Source organism: Rhizobium sp. PvP014 (genome assembly GCF_017876855.1).
Lineage (GTDB): Bacteria > Pseudomonadota > Alphaproteobacteria > Rhizobiales > Rhizobiaceae > Neorhizobium > Neorhizobium soli.
Genome location: NZ_JAGIOT010000002.1, coordinates 232237 through 249825 on the forward strand (window position 1 = coordinate 232237; position 17589 = coordinate 249825).

Annotated in this window: 20 protein-coding genes and 1 pseudogene; 16 read left to right on the forward strand and 5 right to left on the reverse strand. The window is 62.0% G+C overall.

Features of this window, described 5'->3' with window-relative positions:
* Nucleotides 1-145 precede the first annotated feature (145 nt).
* Both J3A65_RS05715 and J3A65_RS05720 read left to right on the forward strand, forming a co-directional pair.
* A complete protein-coding gene (locus tag J3A65_RS05715; protein ID WP_343060932.1) occupies nt 146-1732 on the forward strand; it encodes a HAMP domain-containing sensor histidine kinase in 1587 nt (528 codons plus the stop codon).
* Complete coding sequence (locus J3A65_RS05720) at nt 1704-2882, forward strand: peptidoglycan-binding domain-containing protein (RefSeq protein ID WP_209900223.1); 1179 nt, start codon at nt 1704-1706, stop codon at nt 2880-2882. The genes J3A65_RS05715 and J3A65_RS05720 overlap by 29 nt, the downstream gene beginning before the upstream one ends.
* Before the next feature lie 31 nt (nt 2883-2913).
* Here the strand turns inward: J3A65_RS05720 and J3A65_RS05725 are convergent, their stop codons facing one another.
* Nucleotides 2914-3075, reverse strand: coding sequence for a Thivi_2564 family membrane protein (locus J3A65_RS05725; RefSeq protein WP_092662461.1), 162 nt, complete (start codon nt 3073-3075; stop codon nt 2914-2916).
* Nucleotides 3076-3221: 146 nt separating this feature from the next.
* On the opposite strand from J3A65_RS05725, the gene J3A65_RS05730 reads away from it, so the two are divergent.
* Nucleotides 3222-3572 (forward strand): DUF1491 family protein, encoded by a 351-nt coding sequence (locus tag J3A65_RS05730; protein WP_209900225.1) that lies wholly within the window; start codon nt 3222-3224, stop codon nt 3570-3572.
* 3 nt (nt 3573-3575) lie between these two features.
* Here J3A65_RS05730 and J3A65_RS05735 read toward each other — a convergent pair whose 3' ends face one another.
* Nucleotides 3576-4667: a DUF2336 domain-containing protein gene (locus tag J3A65_RS05735; protein WP_209900227.1), complete on the reverse strand. Its 1092-nt coding sequence runs from the start codon at nt 4665-4667 to the stop codon at nt 3576-3578.
* Nucleotides 4668-5322: 655 nt separating this feature from the next.
* Between J3A65_RS05735 and J3A65_RS05740 the strand changes: the two genes are divergently transcribed.
* On the forward strand, nt 5323-5496 hold the full coding sequence (locus J3A65_RS05740; protein ID WP_156461810.1) for a hypothetical protein: 174 nt from the start codon (nt 5323-5325) through the stop codon (nt 5494-5496).
* A 17-nt stretch (nt 5497-5513) separates the two neighbouring features.
* Here J3A65_RS05740 and J3A65_RS05745 read toward each other — a convergent pair whose 3' ends face one another.
* Entirely contained in the window at nt 5514-6095 is a 582-nt protein-coding gene (locus J3A65_RS05745; protein WP_092662465.1) for a DUF1254 domain-containing protein, read from the reverse strand.
* Nucleotides 6092-6676, reverse strand: a complete 585-nt coding sequence (locus tag J3A65_RS05750) for a DUF1214 domain-containing protein (protein WP_113111217.1) — start codon at nt 6674-6676, stop codon at nt 6092-6094. The genes J3A65_RS05745 and J3A65_RS05750 overlap by 4 nt, the downstream gene beginning before the upstream one ends.
* Nucleotides 6677-6793: 117 nt before the next feature.
* On the opposite strand from J3A65_RS05750, the gene J3A65_RS05755 reads away from it, so the two are divergent.
* Together J3A65_RS05755 and J3A65_RS05760 are read left to right on the forward strand one after the other, a co-directional pair.
* Nucleotides 6794-7078 carry a type II toxin-antitoxin system RelE/ParE family toxin gene (locus J3A65_RS05755; RefSeq protein ID WP_113111216.1) on the forward strand — a complete coding sequence of 95 codons (285 nt, stop codon included), beginning with the start codon at nt 6794-6796 and terminating at the stop codon, nt 7076-7078.
* Nucleotides 7050-7370, forward strand: a complete 321-nt coding sequence (locus J3A65_RS05760; protein WP_113111215.1) for a HigA family addiction module antitoxin — start codon at nt 7050-7052, stop codon at nt 7368-7370. Before J3A65_RS05755 ends, J3A65_RS05760 begins: the two co-directional genes overlap by 29 nt.
* A 227-nt stretch (nt 7371-7597) precedes the next feature.
* Here J3A65_RS05760 and J3A65_RS05765 read toward each other — a convergent pair.
* Nucleotides 7598-9748, reverse strand: a pseudogene (locus J3A65_RS05765) (transglycosylase domain-containing protein); the annotation flags it as partial.
* A 189-nt stretch (nt 9749-9937) separates the two neighbouring features.
* Here J3A65_RS05765 and J3A65_RS05770 point away from each other — a divergent pair.
* The 10 genes from J3A65_RS05770 to J3A65_RS05815 all read left to right on the forward strand — a co-directional run bounded on the left by J3A65_RS05770 (nt 9938) and on the right by J3A65_RS05815 (nt 17569).
* Nucleotides 9938-10408: a YcgN family cysteine cluster protein gene (locus tag J3A65_RS05770; RefSeq protein ID WP_209903347.1), complete on the forward strand. Its 471-nt coding sequence runs from the start codon at nt 9938-9940 to the stop codon at nt 10406-10408.
* Between the two features lie 96 nt (nt 10409-10504).
* Entirely contained in the window at nt 10505-12979 is a 2475-nt protein-coding gene (locus tag J3A65_RS05775; protein WP_209900232.1) for a heavy metal translocating P-type ATPase, read from the forward strand.
* On the forward strand, nt 12976-13386 hold the full coding sequence (gene cueR, locus J3A65_RS05780; protein WP_062453472.1) for a Cu(I)-responsive transcriptional regulator: 411 nt from the start codon (nt 12976-12978) through the stop codon (nt 13384-13386). The genes J3A65_RS05775 and cueR overlap by 4 nt, the downstream gene beginning before the upstream one ends.
* A 15-nt stretch (nt 13387-13401) precedes the next feature.
* A complete protein-coding gene (locus J3A65_RS05785) occupies nt 13402-13602 on the forward strand; it encodes a heavy-metal-associated domain-containing protein (RefSeq protein ID WP_062453471.1) in 201 nt (66 codons plus the stop codon).
* Between the two features lie 44 nt (nt 13603-13646).
* Nucleotides 13647-14612, forward strand: a complete 966-nt coding sequence (locus tag J3A65_RS05790) for a magnesium and cobalt transport protein CorA (protein ID WP_209900234.1) — start codon at nt 13647-13649, stop codon at nt 14610-14612.
* An 84-nt stretch (nt 14613-14696) separates the two neighbouring features.
* The gene (locus J3A65_RS05795) at nt 14697-14894 is read left to right on the forward strand and encodes a hypothetical protein (protein ID WP_062453469.1); all 198 of its coding nucleotides are present in this window, start codon (nt 14697-14699) and stop codon (nt 14892-14894) included.
* Nucleotides 14895-14982: 88 nt separating this feature from the next.
* Entirely contained in the window at nt 14983-15318 is a 336-nt protein-coding gene (locus tag J3A65_RS05800) for a hypothetical protein (RefSeq protein ID WP_062453468.1), read from the forward strand.
* 402 nt (nt 15319-15720) lie between these two features.
* Nucleotides 15721-15921 carry a hypothetical protein gene (locus J3A65_RS05805; protein WP_209900237.1) on the forward strand — a complete coding sequence of 67 codons (201 nt, stop codon included), beginning with the start codon at nt 15721-15723 and terminating at the stop codon, nt 15919-15921.
* A gap of 113 nt (nt 15922-16034) precedes the next feature.
* Nucleotides 16035-16316 carry a metal-sensing transcriptional repressor gene (locus J3A65_RS05810; protein ID WP_209900239.1) on the forward strand — a complete coding sequence of 94 codons (282 nt, stop codon included), beginning with the start codon at nt 16035-16037 and terminating at the stop codon, nt 16314-16316.
* Nucleotides 16317-16342: 26 nt separating this feature from the next.
* The gene (locus tag J3A65_RS05815) at nt 16343-17569 is read left to right on the forward strand and encodes a nickel/cobalt efflux transporter (protein ID WP_209900241.1); all 1227 of its coding nucleotides are present in this window, start codon (nt 16343-16345) and stop codon (nt 17567-17569) included.
* Nucleotides 17570-17589 lie beyond the last annotated feature (20 nt).

A 17589-nucleotide genomic window follows, 5' to 3' on the forward strand; every position in this document is an offset into this window, starting at 1 on the left:
ACCACAATTGAAAAACAAGCCGTGGATGTGTGCCAAAGCCGGAAAACGGGGCCCTGGATGGGGCGGCGGAAGCCTGTCTTTATAGTTTCCTTAAGCGCACGAGCCCTATTGTGAAGCCTCGAATATGAGACTGAGTAGGTTTTGCGTGCGCGTATTGAGTGACATTGCCGAGAGGGCGGTTCTGCTGGTTGACGGGGCTGCATCCCGTTGGCTGCGACGCATCGGCGAGGGCGAAACCGTCTCTGCCGCGGCCGTCGCGTCGCTGCGCCGGCTTGCCTTTTGCGGTGGCGTCGCCTTCGTTGCCGTGCCGGCTCTTCTCTCCGTCTTTATGAAGCCGGCACTGGCTCTGCCGCTTGGCGCAACCGTCGTTTCGGCGCTCTTCCTGATTCTCGCAGCGCTTGCCTTTGCATGGCCCCGCAATGTCGTCCGGCCGGTCGCCAACGCGCCAGCCGTCGATGATATCGCCTTTCATGCCTGCCCCGGCCTCGCCCTCATCGTCGATCCGCAGGGACGGGTGGTCAAGCTCGGCGGTCGCGACCACGCCGCATTCCCGGACAAGCTGAAAGCCGGCCTTGGCGAAATGCTGGCCGAAATCGTCCACGTTTCCGATCGTCTGGCGCTTCTTCAGGCCGTCGATACGCTGCGCCAGGGTGGCCGCAACGCAATCGTCGACATCCGTGTCGAACGTCCCTTCAGCGCCGTCGGCGGCCGGCAGTTCCTGCATATGTCGTTCGACATGTCGGCGATCCGCGACGGCGAAGGCGATCTGGTCCAGATCTTCGTCCAGGCGCTCGATCGCAGTGCCGAAGAGCGCCTGCGGGTCGAAGCCGAAAATCGCACGATCGAGGCGCAGTCGGCCCATGAGGCGAAGTCGCGCTTCCTCGCCGCCGTAAGCCACGAGCTGCGCACCCCGCTCAATGCGATCCTCGGCTTTTCCGATGTTCTGGCCGGCGAATATTTCGGCAAGCTCGCCAATGACCGCCAGCGTGAATATGTCGGCCTCATCCGCCAGTCAGGCGGCCACCTCCTGTCGGTCGTCACCACCATGCTCGACATGTCGAAGATCGAGGCCGGCCGTTACGAGCTGCTCGCCGAACCCTTCCATATCAGCGAAGCGGTCGAAGCCTGCCGTGCGATGCTCGATCACTCGGCTCGCGAAAAGGGCGTCACGCTGACAGCCCGCACCAACCGCAACCTTGCCGAAGTGGTGGCCGACCGTCGCGCGCTGCAGCAGGTCCTGATCAACCTTGCTGGCAACGCCATCAAGTTCACGCCGGCTGGCGGCGTCGTCTCGATCGATGCCACCGTTGTGGCCGGCAAGCTGGTGATCACGGTCAGCGATACCGGTATCGGCATTGCCGCAGACAAGCTAGCGACGATTGGCCAGCCGTTTACGCAGATCGAAAACGATTTGAGCCGCCAGTATGAAGGCACGGGCCTCGGCCTGTCGCTGGTCAAGGGCCTGATCGCCCTGCACGGCGGCCGCTTCACGATCGAAAGCCGTCTCGGCGAGGGGACCGTCGTCACGATCGCCCTGCCAGCCGATGGGTCCGGCATCGAAGGCGCAGCCGTGGATGACGGTGAGGAGAGGGTGGAATTTCCGCCGCGCCTTATGATATCCAACAAGCCAGGCACGAATAAGCAGCAAGCCCACATCGCCCCCGAAATACTTACGACCATGATGGACGAAGAGGATTTTACCGATGGCCCCGCGAAAGCGAAAATCGCCTGAGAGGCGCAAACCGGCAAAACGGCCGGCGCTTGCCCTTCGCGCGGTGACCGCGACGGGGGGGCTTGTTGGTGGCGTCGTGGGCGGCGTCCTGACACGCCATCCGCGTCCTGTGTTGGGCGCGGCAGGCTTTGTCGTTCTGTTCAGTTTCGTCGCCGCCAATGCGCTCTGGTATCAGCCGGGCGGACATCCGTCGCCCTTCCTTGCCACACGCGATCCGAAAGACCCGAACGCCATCGCCGGCTACCGGCCTTACAAGCGCATGCCGGCAGAAGACGTCACCACGTTCCGCATCGAACGGTCCGGCGATGCCAAGCCCCTTATCGAACCGGTCGAACAGCCTGCCGAGCAGACCGCTGTCCAACCGGCTCCAATGCCGGCTCCAATGCCGGCACCCATGCAGGCTCCCGCTGTCGATCCGATCACGACGCTCATCACCGCAGCACCGCCGGTCCCCGGTTCCGACGAGGATCGTGAGCTGGTTGCCGAAATCCAGCGTGAGCTGACGAAGCGCGGTCTCTATGACGGGGCCGATGACGGCGTTACCGGTCCGCGCACCCAGTCCGCCATCGTGCTGTATCAGCAGCGCATGGGGCTGCCGCAATCCGGCGAGGCCGGCAGCGATCTGCTGGCGGCGCTGAAGGCGGAACGCAAGCCCTCGACCGCTGCCGTGCATGTCCCCGTACCCCAGCCATCAGTCGTTGCAAAATCCGCGGCTGACGAGACGGCTCGCGTGCAGCCAAAGCCGATGGCGCAGCCGAAGACGGTGCCTGCGAACCGGCCGGCCGAAAATATCAGTCTGAAGAGTGAAGACCCGGTGGCGGCGGCGATCCGCTCGTCCGAAACCGGAGGTTCGCGGTCGGGCCAGATCCGCATCCCGCCCGCGGATATTCCGACTGGCGGATTGCGTCCGTCGCCTGCGGTCGCGAAGTCGAACGCCGTCATGACGGCGGATATCCCGGCGCCGAAGCTCGTGCTGCAGATCCAGCGTGGGCTGCAGAACATTGCCTATTCGGATGTCGAAGTGGATGGGGTTGCCGGTGCACAGACGAAGGCGGCGATACGCCGTTTCGAAAAGCATTACCGCTTGCCGGAGACCGGTGAACCAAGCGAAGCGGTTTTGAAGAAACTGAAGGCGATCGGCGCGCTCTAAGCCTGAAGCCGCAAGCGCGCCGGGTCGGTTGTTAGAATACGGCCAGATACTTCAGCAGCGCGATGATGCCGATGATCAGTACGATAACCTGGATGATCTGCTTGATCCGTGCTTCGAGCGGCAGGCGCGCGACAAGATAAAGTACGAGGACGATCACGAGGAAGGTGATCAGAATGCTGATAAGAACGCTCAAGGCCCACTCCTTTTTGGCAAAAATGCGGTAGTGGGGTGGGAAATATGACAGCGGTGCCAAAAGGAAAGGGTTGCCAAGCCTTTACCCTCACTTTCTTTTGATTATTTTCGCTTAACGATGCCGTCCGCAGCCGCTATGACGCTGTAATGCGCCTTAAAACCCACATATTTGTCTCCGCCCTGACCCGCCGCGTCTTTGCCATGGGCGACTACGCAGCGGTTGAGAAAAAGGGTGCCGAGGAGGCTGGTGCCATCTTCATCCGCCAACGCTTTCGCGATGGCACCGAAACGCTTTATGCGCCGGCACCGCAAAACTTCTTTGACGACGAGGACGATGGCGGGCGCAAGTTCGAACGGCGTCTGGTGCGGGCGGAGCCCGATACGGTGCGCGAGACGATCGATCGCGAAAAGCGCTTCGACCCGGATCTCTGGGTGGTCGAGATCGAGGTGGGAGAGATCGGCGACCTGATCGAGGTCGTCAGCGCCGATGCTCGATAGGCCTTACCGGCCGCGGCCGGCGCGTCTCATGCTGGCCGATGTACGGAATGGCCGCTCGGCCTCTTCGGTCGCGTGGGGGGCAGGGGCCTCGACGGGTTGCGCAACCGGTCGCTCCGCATAGGTATAGCCGTCGGCCCGGCGCCAGGCTTCGAGCCTTCGTCCGCATTCGTCGATATCGAGAACCAGCCACATGGCCGTCGCCCGGCTTGCACCGTCAAGCTGTTCGTGTGCGAGGTGACCGTAGAACCTTTCCAGCACGAAGACGGCTTCCGCTTCGTCCATGAACAGACCCTTGAGCGTCGTCGCCAGCTGCTGGCCGGAGATATCGAGCATGATCCGTTGTGCGAGCCAGCGGCTGGCCGACAGCGCGTCTGCCAGAACGCCGGCAAACAGCGTCGCCTCGCGGGCACGGGCAAATCGGACCAGAAGGGCGGCATGCGTTTCGCTGAGCTGCCGCAGACCCTGCCGGTCGTCGCTCTGGCGTTCCATATAGCCGGCCAGAAGCTTGATGCGGCGGCGCAGCTCCTCTTCGCGCGCAGCCCGGGCTTCCTCGGGCAGCAGGAAGTCGTCTTCGGCCTTTGCGGTCTCGACCGGCGTGTCTGCCGGGGGTTCGACAACGGTCGACATGGCCTCGATCGCGGCAGTAGGCAGCTCGCGCCGTTCGGTGATCGGCCTTGCGATCGTATCATAGCGCATGCCGACCAGCGCATCGATGACGATCGGCGACAGGCTTTCGCGCTTGGCGATCGCGCGGGCGTGGTTGACGCCCTGGCTGCGGGCGATGGTGATCAGCGCATCGTTGGAAAGGCAGGGCGAGGCAATCAGGAATGGTGCGGCGACCGCGATCGGCTGGCTTCCGATGAAAAAGGCGACGGCCGGCGGAATGGCGGGTGATTGCGAAAGGGCTGCCACCGCATCGCGGCGGGCTTCTTCCGAAGAGGCGGCAAACAGCGGTGCGAACAGCTCGGCGAACTGTCTCAGTTCGGAGCGGGAAGGACGCGACAGGCTTTCGAAGCTCGTGACGGTGGCCATCAACACCACATCCTTTTTTCGCATGGCTTGTGGCCTCTCAAGGTCTCGAAACTCGTTGGTCACGGGCAACTCTCATCTACGCAATACATGTCCGAAACGCGTGATGCCGCCGGGTAAACACGCGCCCCGGTGCATCTCATCTACCTGTGCCTGGGGAACTCCCCGGAGCATATTCCGCCGGATGCAGCTGTCTCTCGCGCCGCACCCGTCGGTTTCGCCTTGGTTTACCAGATGCTAACGCTTTGAGGGTTAACGGTCAGTGAAAGCGGCTCGTTTTGGCGCACCGATGACCGTTCGAAAACGACAAAATCGTGCCGTTCGAAGACTGTGAAGTTTGAATGACGCGGTGAACAAAGATGCCGTTTTGGCGTTCATCAGCCTGATACCAGCATACGTCGATATCAACTGCCATATTAGAATTAACTCACTGTTAATCCACGTCTGGCTGTATTGGTCTGTAACCGCTGCGTAGCATCCGGTTTGATAAGCGTCGGGGCACCCTGAAAGCCCGTTAAACGGGGTAGATGGCCCGAAGGCTCCGCATAACGACCGTGAGGTCGCTTTTCTAAGGTAATGTCGCTGCGCCGCGATTGGGCGCTCTGACGAGAAGGACGCGGATGTTCCTGCCGTATCAGGCAGGTCGCGTCAGCCCCGAAAGGGCAGGGTGAGATATCTTCGTCTTCATCCGTCTCGAATTCGTAAAGTCACGGAGACGAGCATGGCAGAGATCGTGATACTGAACAAATGGCGTGACCAGCATGGCCGCAAGCCGCAGATCCGCATCGGCGAGGCCGATCCCGGCGAAGTGGTGCTGTTTACCGGCGTGCGCTACGAGCGTTTCGACGACCGGATGGACCGCAAGGCCGAAAACCACGCCGTCCGCGCCGAGTAGGACGGTACGAAACGGACCTAGAAGCGGCTTCTGCCGCGCCACTGGAACGCGCCACAATCCGCGTCCTTCAGAAACTGTGTGGCTGCCTCAGAAAAACTCGCCTGCGGCGTCAGCGCCCGCAGCACTGCATAGCCTTCGCCCGACTGGCTCTCGACAAGGATCGACTGGCTGATCCCGGTGGGCAGGCTTTTGCGCAGCATCGTCATCTGCGTCGGCGTCGCGATCACCACATCCAGCATGCCGCCCGGCGACGTTCGGTCGTTGATGCTGAACACCTCGTTGGACGCCCCGTCATAGATCCCGAGCGACCAGAACGGCAGGCCGGTATTTTCAGCCGTCAGCCTGACCGGGCCTTCCGATACGTCAAAACCGCAGACCGCGGTCTCCACGAAGGGATCGTCCTTGGAAAGACCGGCCCGGTCCGCCGTTTCGGTCAGTCGGTAGAACCGTTGCGTTTCGCCTTCCTTCAGCACCCGCGTATAGGCATCGTTTTCCGAAAAATGCGGCAGCGCGAGCACGATGATCAAATGCAGCAGTGCTGCCCCGACCAGCCCTGCCGCGACAGCAAACGCCAGACCTGTGAAAAACCGCCGGATCATGGGCCGCATCCGATCTTTTCAATGAGCGGCATGGCAAGGTCGATCAGTCCGGAACTGCCCGCGGTCGGCGTGTCGAACAGGGTGAGGACGAGCCTGAAGTCCCCGCTTTGTGTGAGAGCCAGCCAGTTGCCGGACTTGGCCGTCGGAGATGCGGTGATTTCGAACTCGCCATTCGGCTGGCGCAGCGTGATGCGCGAATTGAGCGCCTGCGGCAAATCCGACGACAGCGAGGGTGCAGCAGCCCCGGGCGCCTGCGCAAACAGCGTCCAGAACCGTGCCTGCGGCGTATGACCCCGGATCCTGTAGGAGCAGCTTGCCACAAGCCGCTCGCCTGTCATGTCGGTCGTCGCGGTAAAGGTCAGGCCTTCGGCGCTGGCATAGAGAAGCTTGCCGGCATTGGCCCGGTGCGATTTGGCATAAGGGTCTGCATCGGCCGTCTGCGCCTGCGGAAACGCCTCCCAAGGCCCGATCCGGAGCGCCCCGAACCCGGTCGTCGCATCAAGCGCCAGCCGGGTCGACCAGATCCCGCCGCCGAATGCGATGGCAAGTGCAACGGCGATGAGGAAGGGAATACGGAACACGGGATTGGCTTTGTGTCTTTTTGGAGCGTTCGCGAAGGGTTAGCATTGTTTGGCGGGAAGGGGGAAGGGCCTCGCGTGGCATATTGATTGCTATGACGGCATACGTTATGGTTCCGCATGATCAAAGATTTTGCAGATCGTGAGACCGAACGGATCTGGGACGGCCTGCGAAGCCGCAGGCTACCGGGAGATATTCAGTCACCCGCATTGCGGAAACTGCGTCTGCTCAATCAGGCGCGTGTGCTGTTGGATCTGAACGTGCCGCCTGGAAATCGTCTCGAGGCGCTGCGCGGGAACCGAGCAGGGCAACATTCGATACGCATCAACGATCAGTGGCGCATATGTTTCATTTGGACTGACGGAGGCCCCGAACATGTTGAAATCGTCGACTACCACAGCTGATGCTGAATGGCTGCCGAACCCGCATCCCGGCGAGATTCTTCTGGAGGATTTCTTAAAGCCGATGCAGCTTAGCCAGAACGGGCTTGCCCGTGCCGTCGGTGTTCCACCCCGGCGCATCAACGAGATCGTGCTTGGCAAGCGCTCGATCACAGCCGATACGGATCTCCGTCTGGCACGCTATTTCGGCATGTCGGAAGGCGTCTTTCTCGGCCTGCAGGCTGATTACGAGCTTCTTCGCCGCCGCCGCGAACTCGGAGATGAGCTCGAGCGGATCACCCCGCACGCTGCCTGAGGCCAACCTAGCTAGCGCCGCACTTCCAGATTGATCGGCGTCACCTTCGCCGTCGATTGTTTCGGCTGATGCCGGGTCGATATCGAGCCCGTCACGGGACCGGCTTCCGGCACCGACGCCTTGTCGCTTTGGGTAGCGGCGCCCTGGACCTTGTAACCCTGAATAGAGGTTGCCTGTCCGTCGACAGCTGGCTTGCCGGCATCGGCGACCTTGGGGCCGCCCGCTGTAAGCGGTGGAGCCTCGGACAGCGCCTTGCCGATCTGCTTGAGCGTTCTGGTGGCTTCGGCCGAAAGCGAGCGCGGTCTCTGCAGCGGCGGCAGGGCATTCTCGCCTTCCTTCGCTTTCGCAATTTCCTGGCTCTTCTTGTCGCTCTTGTGGTCGCCGTTCGGCAGTGGGTTTTCGATGCCGGGAATGGGTTTCAGCTCGATCCCCTGATGGGCGTAGTCCATCAGCACCTTGAAGGTCATCGCCGGAAGCGAGCCGCCGGTCATGTTGTTCATCGAGGTGAAGTCGTCGTTTCCGAACCACACCGCCGTCGTGTAATTGCCGGTAAAGCCGATAAACCAGGCGTCGCGATAGCTCTGCGACGTGCCGGTCTTGCCGCCGGTGACGATGCCGCCATCGAGTGCCGCGCGGCGCGCCGTGCCCTGATAGGGGATCGTCGTCAGGATGCGGTTCATCGATGAGGTCGCCTGTTCGGACAGAACCCGCTTCGCCGGCGCCTCGTCGCGGCCGAAATCGTAGAGAATGTTGCCGCCGTAACCGAGAACCTGCTCGATCCCGTGGCGATGCGATTGCACGCCGCCGGCCGGCATCACCGCATAGGCGGTGGCCTGGTCGAGTACCGTTACCTCGGACGTTCCGAGCGGGATCGTCTTGTCGCTTCTGAGCGGCGTCTCGACCCCGAACGCCTTTGCGGTGTTGACGATGACGTCGGTGCCGAGCACATCCTTGGCAAGCCGGACAGGCACCGTGTTGAGCGATTGCTGCATGGCGCTCATCAGGGTGACCTTGCCCTTGTAGGAGCGACCGTAATTCTGCGGCGACCAGCCCCGCCAGGTGATCGGAGCGTCGGAGATCACCGATTCCGGCTTGTAGCCGTGCTCCATCGCGGCGGAGTAGGTATAGAGCTTGAACGACGAGCCCGGTTGTCTCAGCGCCTTGGTGGCACGGTTGAACTGGCTTTCGCCATAGTCGCGGCCGCCGACCATGGCGCGCACGCCGCCGCCGTTTTCGATCATCACCATGGCGCCCTGCTTCACCTTGAAGCTGTCGCCGTATTCGCGAAGGCTGGTTTCCATCGCGGCATCGGCTGCCTGCTGCAGGCCCATGTCGATCGTGGTCCTGACCACCATCGAATGCTCGCGGATCTTGCCGGCCTTGGCCAGCCGCTGCACCTCGTCGAAAGCCCAGTCGAGGAAATAGTCTGGCGACTTGACCTCGGCGCGGTCGATCGCGGTTGCCGGCGTGCGGCGTGCCGCGATCACCTGGCCCTCCGACATCAGGCCTGACTGTACAAGGTTGGACAGAACGTCATTGGCGCGGGCGCGCGCAGCCGGCAGGTTCACATGCGGCGCATATTTCGCCGGTGCCTTGAACAGGCCGGCCAGCATCGCGCTTTCCGCAAGGCTGACTTCGGTGATGTTCTTGCCGAAATAGAATTGGCTTGCCGCGGCTGCCCCGAACGTGCCGCCGCCCATATAGGCGCGGTCCAGATAGAGCGACAGGATCTCTTTCTTCGAAAGGTTCGCCTCCAGCCACATGGCCAGAAACGCTTCCTTGATCTTGCGCTCGATCGACCGTTCGTTGGTGAGGAACAGGTTCTTCGCCAGCTGCTGGGTCAGCGTCGATCCGCCCTGGACGACACCGCCGGCCTTGGCGTTTTCGGAAAGCGCGCGGCCGAGGCCGATGAAGTCGATCCCGTAGTGATCGAAGAAGCGACGGTCCTCGGTCGCCAGAACAGCCTTGATCAGGTGGTCCGGCAGTTGCTCGATCGGAACCGAGCCCTCATGGATGATGCCGCGATGGCCGATGACGTTGCCGTAGCGGTCGAGAAAGGTAACGGCGAAATCGCCCCGGTTGCGCCAGTCTTCCTTGGTTTCTTCAAAGGCTGGCTGGGCAAGCGCCAGAAGCGCAACGCAACCGACCGTGCCGAGCGTCATAGCCTCGCCGGCAAGCTCGAAACCAAGCTTTTTCAAGCCTGTAACGCGGAACCGCCGGAAGAAGATGGTGATCTCTTCCCAGACTTCGCCGGCCCGGAAACCGAGGTTCCAGACAGTGGAATCGATCCAGCTGTCGATCCGCAGGAGGATGTGGCGCTTCTTGCGCGAGGAGCCGGAGCGCTCTTGCTTAACCGGTGATTTCGGATGGTCCTGCACTGGAAGTTCCTGCCCCATTTCCCCCATCGCCCGATGAGAAACGCTTGACGCCGACCCCCCGGAGGGATCAAAGGCATGAGCGTCTCACCGTTATTCAGCATTAGCTGACAAAAGGTTTATGCGCGATAGAGAATCCGCAACAGGGTAAAGGCGGCAGGGGAAAATTGGTCCCCATCCGCGACAGATATGATGATGGAAGACGCATTCTGGAAAACCAAGACGCTTGAGGATCTGTCCCAGCAGGAGTGGGAAAGCCTGTGCGATGGCTGCGGGCTCTGCTGTCTCAACAAGCTCGAGGATTACGACACGGGCGAGGTGGCTTTCACCTCGGTTGCCTGCCGGCTTCTCGACGGCACGAGCTGCCAGTGCAAGGACTATCCCAACCGCCAGGCGACCGTTCCGGAATGCATCCAGCTGACGCCGGCCCAGGTGGACGAAATCCCCTGGCTGCCGCCGACCTGCGGCTACCGGCTGGTGCGCGACGGCCATGATCTTTACTGGTGGCACCCGCTGATCTCAGGCGATCCGGAAACGGTCCACCAGGCCGGCATCTCGGCCCGCGGCCGCACGATCAGCGAAGAAGAGGTCGATGTCGAGGATTTCGAGGATTATCTGATCGACTGGCCCCTGCATGTCGGCGAAACACCAGGCGCCAGGTAGAAGACGCGAAGAACAACCCTCGCGAAAAAACGGCCCGGCCCTTGACCTTCCCATGATGGGAAGCCCTACATGCGGTTGCGAAGAGGATCGCGACCCATGAACCAGACTGTCCACCCCATCCATCGCTACGAACCGATCACCGTTCCCGTCGAGGGCATGACCTGTGCCTCCTGCGTGCGCCGGGTGGAAACCGCGGCTGCAAAAGTGGCGGGCGTCGAGAAAAGCGCTGTCAACTTTGCAACGAAGAAGCTCACGGTCGAGACGGGTGTGGGGTTTGATCCGGAGACGCTGGAGGCGGCTGTCCGCAAGATGGGCTACGAGATCCCCGACGGCGCGATGGATCTTGCGCTGCGGGAAGCGGGTTTTGACGCGGGCTCTGATCATCACCCGGCGTTGAAGCCTGCGGAGACGAGCGCGCAGGCTGATCATACCCATGCTGATCATACCGGGGCCGCCCATTCCCAAGCCGAGCATCCGCATCCAACGCATGAAAACGCCGCTCACGACCATGCCCACATGCATCGCGGAGAAGCGGGTGTCCTGAAGCGTGATCTCGCCATTGCGGCAATGCTGACGTTGCCGCTGTTCGTGCTGGAGATGACGGGCCACGTCTACGCGCCGTTCCATCACTGGCTGATGGGAGTCATCGACACGCAGAACCTCCACTACCTCTACTTCGTGCTGGCAACGGTGGTGATTTTCGGACCGGGTCTGCGGTTCCTGAAGCTTGGTCTGCCGGCCCTGTTGCGGGGCCATCCGGAGATGAATTCGCTGGTCGCAGTGGGCGTTCTTGCCGCCTATGGCTATTCGGTGTTTGCCACCTTCGCGCCGGGACTGCTGCCGGAAAGCGCGCGTTTTGTCTACTATGAAGCGGCTGCCGTTATCGTGACCCTGATCCTGTTCGGCCGCCTGCTGGAGGCGCGTGCCACAGGCCGCACCGGCGAGGCAATCGAGAAACTGGCCGGTCTGCAGGCGAAAACCGCGCGGGTCGAACGGAGCGGGGCGGTCGTCGATATTCCCTCGTCCGAGGTCGTGGTCGGCGATATCGTCGTGATCCGTCCCGGCGAACGTCTGCCGGTCGATGGAACCGTGATCGACGGGCAATCGAATGTTGATGAATCGATGATCACAGGTGAGCCGCTGCCGGTCGAGAAGATTGCGGGCGCGTCCGTCACCGCCGGAACGGTCAACCGCACCGGCTCCTTCCGTTTCCGCGCCGAAAAGGTCGGCCGCGATACGGCGCTTGCCGGCATCATCCGGCTGGTGGAACAGGCGCAGGGCGCCAAGCTGCCGATTCAGACGCTGGTGGACAAGGTGACTGCGTGGTTCGTGCCGGCCGTGATGCTTCTGGCGGTCGTTACATTTGTCGTCTGGTTCCTGGTCGGACCGGAGCCGCGGCTATCGCATGCACTGGTGGCGGCGGTGGCGGTGCTGATCATTGCCTGCCCCTGCGCCATGGGTCTCGCCGTCCCGGTCTCGATCGTCGTCGGCGCGGGCAGGGCCGCAGGGCTCGGCGTGCTCTTCCGCAAGGGCGATGCGCTGCAGGCGCTGTCGGATGTGGATCTCGTCGTGTTCGACAAGACCGGCACGGTGACGATGGGACGGCCGCAGCTGACGGATCTGGATGTCGTGGACGGGTTATCGGAAGACGAGGTTCTGCGCCTCACCGCAGCCGTCGAGCGTCGCTCCGAACACCCGATTGCGGATGCGATCGTCAAGGCGGCGGAGGCGAAGGGTCTGGTCTTGGCCGAGACCGAGGATTTCCGCTCCGTCACCGGCTACGGCATCAGTGCCCGCGTCGATGGCCGGGACATTTCGGTCGGCGCCGACAGGTTCATGGACAAGCTCGCCATTTCGGTCGCACCACTGGAACAGACGGCCGCCCGGTTGGCCGGCGAGGGCAAGTCGCCGCTCTATACCGCGATCGACGGTCGTCTGGCGGCGGTGATTGCCGTTGCCGATCCGCTGAAGCCGTCGAGCGTTCAGGCCATCAAGGCGCTGCGGGCGATGGGCATCGAGGTTGCCATGGTGACCGGCGACAACCGTCGCACCGCACAAGCGATTGCAGCCCAGGTGGGGATCGATACGGTCGTTGCCGAGGTTCTGCCCGAGGGCAAGGTGAAGGCGCTGGATGACCTGCGGAAGGGGAGCGGTTCCACTGCTCTGTCCTCGCCACAGGCGACTTCGCCTCGGCCGCGCCGGATCGCCTTTGTCGGCGACGGTATCAACGATGCGCCGGCGCTGGCGCATGCGGATGTCGGCATTGCCATCGGTACCGGCACGGATGTGGCGATCGAGAGCGCCGATGTGGTGCTGGTCGGCGGCGATCTGACCGGCGTGGTGTCGGCGATCGCGATCAGCCGCGAGACGATGCGCAATATCAGGCAGAACCTGTTCTGGGCGTTCGGCTATAACGTGGCGCTGATCCCGCTCGCCGCCGGTCTGTTCTATCCCTTGCTCGGATTGACGCTTTCGCCGATGCTGGGCGCTGCCGCCATGGCGCTGTCGAGCACGTTCGTGCTTGGCAATGCGCTGCGATTGAAAACCGTCGCACTGGGAGAGAAAGCGTGAATATCGGCGAGGCCGCACAGGCATCCGGCGTTTCGGCCAAGATGATCCGCTATTACGAGGAGATCGGCCTGATTACGCCGGCCGCCCGCACCGGCAACAATTACCGGACCTATGGCGGCGATCAGGTGCATGTGCTGCGCTTCATCAAGCGCGCCCGCTCGCTGGGGTTTTCGCTCGAGGAAACGCAGGCGCTCTTGAAACTGTGGCAGGACCGCAGCCGCGAGAGCGCCGCCGTCAAGGACATCGCCACCACCCATATCGACGATCTGGAACGGCGCATCGCGGAGATGCAGGGCATGGTCAAGACGTTGAAGCACCTTGCCCATTGCTGCGGCGGAAACGACCGTCCCGACTGCCCGATCCTCGACGACCTTGCCGGTTCCGCGTCACCGGCGCATACAGATTGAAGAAGGAGACCTGAGATGACCGTGATCTTCACCGTGCCGGACATGACCTGCGGCCACTGCGAAAAGACCCTGCGAAACGCTCTCGCCGAAGCGCTGCCGGATGCACCCGTGTCGATCGATCTTGTCACGCATACGGTCATGGTGGGTGGCGACGAGGCAAAGGCCGCGCAAGCGATCCGTGACGCGGGTTATTCGCCGGAACGGGCCAAGGCCTAGTACGTTATCGGCATCGCAGACCATACTCCATCGCAGAGCATACCATGACAGTTGTCGCCTCCTATGTGTACCGCAACGGAAAACGTGCCGAGGCGGTGCCTGTCGATGGGCCGGCGCCGAGACTGTCCGGTCAGGATTTCGTCTGGATCGGCCTGCACGAGCCGTCACCGGACGAGCTGCATGCGCTGGCCGAAACCTATGAGCTGCACCCTCTTGCGGTCGAAGACGCCATCAACGCCCATCAGGTGCCCAAGGTGGAAGCCTATGGCGAACAGCTGTTCGTGGTGGCAAAGACCGCCCATCTGGAAGGCGAGAAATTCAAGTATGGCGAGACGGCGATCTTCGTCGGAAGGCGCCACATCATCACCGTCCGGCACGGCTCGGCCCGCAACCATTCCGCCATCCGGGCACAGCTCGAAGCCTCGCCGCAGCTTCTCTCCAAGGGGCCTGACTACGTCCTCCACGGGATCATCGATTTCATCGCCGACGGCTATCTGCCGCTGGTGCAAACGATCGAGGACAAGGTGCTGGAAATGGAGCAGAAGATGCTCGCGAACTTTCTCGAACGCGAGCAGATCCGCCGTCTCTTCCGCCTGCGCCGTCAGCTGATCCTGTTCGGGCGTATCCTGGGCCCGATGTCGGAAGTGGCGGGCAAGCTCGTCAATCTCGACCTTCCCTGCCTCGACCGGGACGCCAAGCCGTTCTTCCGTGACGTGCTCGATCATATCCGAAGGGTCGAAGGCATGGTGGGCGGACTTCGCGAAGTCATCACCTCGGTCTTTGAAGCCTCGAACCTTCTGGAACAGCAGCGCCAGGGCGTCATCACCAGGCAGCTGGCTGCCTGGGCCGCCATTCTTGCGGTGCCGACGGCCATCGCCGGCATCTACGGCATGAATTTCGAGAACATGCCGGAATTGAAGACCGAATACGGCTATCCCGCCGTGCTGGTTGCGATCGTCCTTCTCTGCAGCATCCTTTTCTACCGGTTCCGGAAGTCCGGCTGGTTGTAGTTGCAACCAAGCAAGGGAACTCTCGAGCCGGCGTCGAGTTGGTTCGGTCAGAAAGATGAAACCCTTGCTACGGAGAACCCCGCCATGGTCGACCAGACCCCGATGATCCTGCTGGCCGTTGTCTTGCTTGCCGGTATTGGCACGCTCGGATTTTTGATCCTGCGCCGCTGGAAGACCAAGCGCATTCCCAAAGCGCACGATCTGCCCGAGGTCGCCAACCGGCGCTGGCTGCGACGCGAAGCGCGCAATGCGCAGTCGCTCATCGACAAACGGGTTCCATAAAAGCGCGGTTCCTCACGGGAATTTGAGATGAAACCAATTTGTGCCCGGCCGGTTAACACCCTGTAGGGATACGAAAAGGAATTCAAAAATGATCAAGACATTGACAGTTGTTGCCGCACTTTCGTTTGGCCTATCCTCTGCAGCATTTGCGCAGACGAGCTATGATATGAACGGTTCGGCCAACCGCGCGGACGTCCAGCAGAACATGAGCGGTGCCGGCGGCAACATCCCGCCGAAGCCAGCCGCATCGGGTACTGTAGACCCTTATTCGACAGGCAGCGTTACCCCGGGCTCGGCAGTCGGTTCGACCGGCGCCTACGGTAGCCGCGCAGGCTGCGCACCGGGCGGTGAGCCAGGCGATGCTGCAAACTCCGGCAACCTGCCGAACCTGACGGGCGAAACTGCCCAGGGTACCGGTTGCTGATTAAACAATGACGGTAGCGGTTGGACGGGTCTTACCCCCGTCTGATCGAGCCTGATCAGAGGTCCTCGGTGAAAGCCGCAGGACCTTTTTTCCTGACAAAAGGTTCGCAGTCACAACCAAGGTCGTAGATTGAATGCTGGGAAAACTGGGAAATCAAAAGGACGGCCAGCGTGATCTCGCGGCAGCGACGTGACGTCAATCGGCCACCCGACCCCGTTCTAAAGATAACGGCAGTCGCGTCCTTTCGCGCTTTTGGCAGACCGCAGCCGTCAAGTCCATTGCAAATTTGACAACACGGGCCCGACATTCCTGCATGAACATCGGTCATTGCAGGGGATCGTGCGAAAAGCTATTCGTCTGGCCTGAACGCATCGGCCGGGAGACACGACAATCATCAAGATCATGGTATTGCTTCACAGCGCCAACGGCCTCGAATGGCAGTCTCCGCCCAAGGGCACCAGCTTGAAGACGTTGAGCGAAGCCGAAGATCAGGGCTTCATCACCATCCGCGGCGAGTTCCAGAAACGCCAGTTCCGGCTGACCGAGATGGGTTTCGAATATATCCAGCGTGACAAGCGGCGTCTGGAAGCGCGCCGGTCGTAAGCCAGGCTAACGCCACAACGCTCGCAGCCTCCACCCAGAAAGCTCGAGGAAGCCGTCTGAAAGCAGTTCTGACAATGCTTGTATTATCCCCTCCAGGGGGATAGGATTTGCTCATGACAGAACACGAGCACGTCCACGAAAGTCATCCCGAAATCGTCAAGCGGCTGAAACGGGCTGAGGGACATCTCAAAAGTGTGATCGCCATGATCGAGGGCGGCAGGCCGTGTCTCGACATCGCCCAGCAGCTGCATGCGGTGGAAAAGGCGATCACCAATGCTAAGCGCACCCTGATCCAGGACCATCTGGACCACTGTCTCGAAGACGCGATCGGCGCGCTCGATCGGGAGAAGCGCCACTCCATCGACGAGTTCAAGTCGATCACCAAATACCTTTGAGACCTAAATACCCGTGAGATATTCCCATGCCTGATTTTGCCGACCTCCTGCAGCAGGGATCTGCCCATGCCTGGCTGTTTGTTCCAAGCGCCATCCTGCTTGGGGCCTTGCACGGCTTGGAGCCGGGCCATTCGAAGACGATGATGGCAGCCTTTATCGTTGCGGTGAGGGGGACCGTCACGCAGGCGGTGCTGCTCGGTCTTGCCGCGACGATCTCGCACACGATCGTCGTCTGGGGCATCGCCTTTGCGGGTATGTATCTCTGGCAGGGCATGGATGCCGAGGCTTCCGAACCCTATTTCCAGCTTGTTTCCGCGGCGGTCATCATTGCGATCGCACTCTGGATGCTGTGGCGAACATGGCAGGATCAGCAGATGGGAAAGGCCGCTGCCGCCCACGGGCATGATGGCTCGCATGGGCATGACGGTCATCACGGCCACCACGGTGGCCATGGCCACGACGGCCATCACGGCGCCCATCACGGCGCACATGACCACGGTTCAGCACAGGGGCATGCCGCAGGCCACGGTGACATCAGGCGGGTCGATACCGGGCACGGCATCGTCACGCTCGAAATCTTCGAAGACGGCGTTGCGCCTGTCTGGCGTTTTCGCACCGAGCGCGGCCACGGCTGGACGGCGTCCGATGTCGTCGTCACGACACAGCGCCCGGATGGATCGCGGCAGGCCTTCGTCTTTGCCGATCAGGGCGGATATCTGCAGTCGACCACGGACATTCCCGAGCCGCATGCGTTCGTCGCAAGCCTGAGCCTTGGCCACGGCAACCATACCCATGACTACGACCTGTCCTTCACGGAAGGCCACGACCATGACCACGACGAGATGCAGGGGCTAGACGTGGCGACGGACGGGTATCAGGATGCCCATGAAATGGCGCATGCCAACGACATTCGTCGCCGGTTCACCGACCGCAAGGTGACCACATGGCAGATCGTTCTGTTCGGTCTGACCGGAGGTCTCATCCCGTGCCCGGCCGCCATCACGGTTCTGCTTCTCTGCCTGCAGCTCAAGGAGTTCACGCTCGGCTTCGTTCTGGTCATGTGCTTTTCCATCGGCCTTGCAATCACGCTGGTGACCGTCGGGGCCGTTGCTGCGCTGAGCGTGCGTCACGCCACGTCGCGCTGGAGCTGGTTTTCGACGGTTGCCCGCCGCGCCCCCTACATCTCCAGCCTCCTCATCATCGCCGTCGGCCTCTATGTCGGCATCCACGGCTGGCAGGGACTGCCGGCGTAAGGGGCGTCGCGGATTGGGCG

Excerpts from the sequence above, each read along its gene's own strand:
- J3A65_RS05775 (WP_209900232.1), top strand. The coding sequence starts at position 10,505 with ATGAACCAGACTGTCCACCCCATCCATCGCTACGAACCGATCACCGTT.
- J3A65_RS05800 (WP_062453468.1), top strand. The coding sequence starts at position 14,983 with ATGATCAAGACATTGACAGTTGTTGCCGCACTTTCGTTTGGCCTATCC.
- J3A65_RS05740 (WP_156461810.1), top strand. The coding sequence starts at position 5,323 with ATGGCAGAGATCGTGATACTGAACAAATGGCGTGACCAGCATGGCCGC.
- J3A65_RS05745 (WP_092662465.1), bottom strand. The coding sequence starts at position 6,095 with ATGATCCGGCGGTTTTTCACAGGTCTGGCGTTTGCTGTCGCGGCAGGG.
- J3A65_RS05805 (WP_209900237.1), top strand. The coding sequence starts at position 15,721 with ATGGTATTGCTTCACAGCGCCAACGGCCTCGAATGGCAGTCTCCGCCC.
- J3A65_RS05815 (WP_209900241.1), top strand. The coding sequence starts at position 16,343 with ATGCCTGATTTTGCCGACCTCCTGCAGCAGGGATCTGCCCATGCCTGG.
- J3A65_RS05785 (WP_062453471.1), top strand. The coding sequence starts at position 13,402 with ATGACCGTGATCTTCACCGTGCCGGACATGACCTGCGGCCACTGCGAA.
- J3A65_RS05760 (WP_113111215.1), top strand. The coding sequence starts at position 7,050 with ATGTTGAAATCGTCGACTACCACAGCTGATGCTGAATGGCTGCCGAAC.
- J3A65_RS05720 (WP_209900223.1), top strand. The coding sequence starts at position 1,704 with ATGGCCCCGCGAAAGCGAAAATCGCCTGAGAGGCGCAAACCGGCAAAA.
- J3A65_RS05790 (WP_209900234.1), top strand. The coding sequence starts at position 13,647 with ATGACAGTTGTCGCCTCCTATGTGTACCGCAACGGAAAACGTGCCGAG.
- J3A65_RS05730 (WP_209900225.1), top strand. The coding sequence starts at position 3,222 with ATGCGCCTTAAAACCCACATATTTGTCTCCGCCCTGACCCGCCGCGTC.
- J3A65_RS05795 (WP_062453469.1), top strand. The coding sequence starts at position 14,697 with ATGGTCGACCAGACCCCGATGATCCTGCTGGCCGTTGTCTTGCTTGCC.
- J3A65_RS05755 (WP_113111216.1), top strand. The coding sequence starts at position 6,794 with ATGATCAAAGATTTTGCAGATCGTGAGACCGAACGGATCTGGGACGGC.
- J3A65_RS05770 (WP_209903347.1), top strand. The coding sequence starts at position 9,938 with ATGATGGAAGACGCATTCTGGAAAACCAAGACGCTTGAGGATCTGTCC.
- J3A65_RS05810 (WP_209900239.1), top strand. The coding sequence starts at position 16,035 with ATGACAGAACACGAGCACGTCCACGAAAGTCATCCCGAAATCGTCAAG.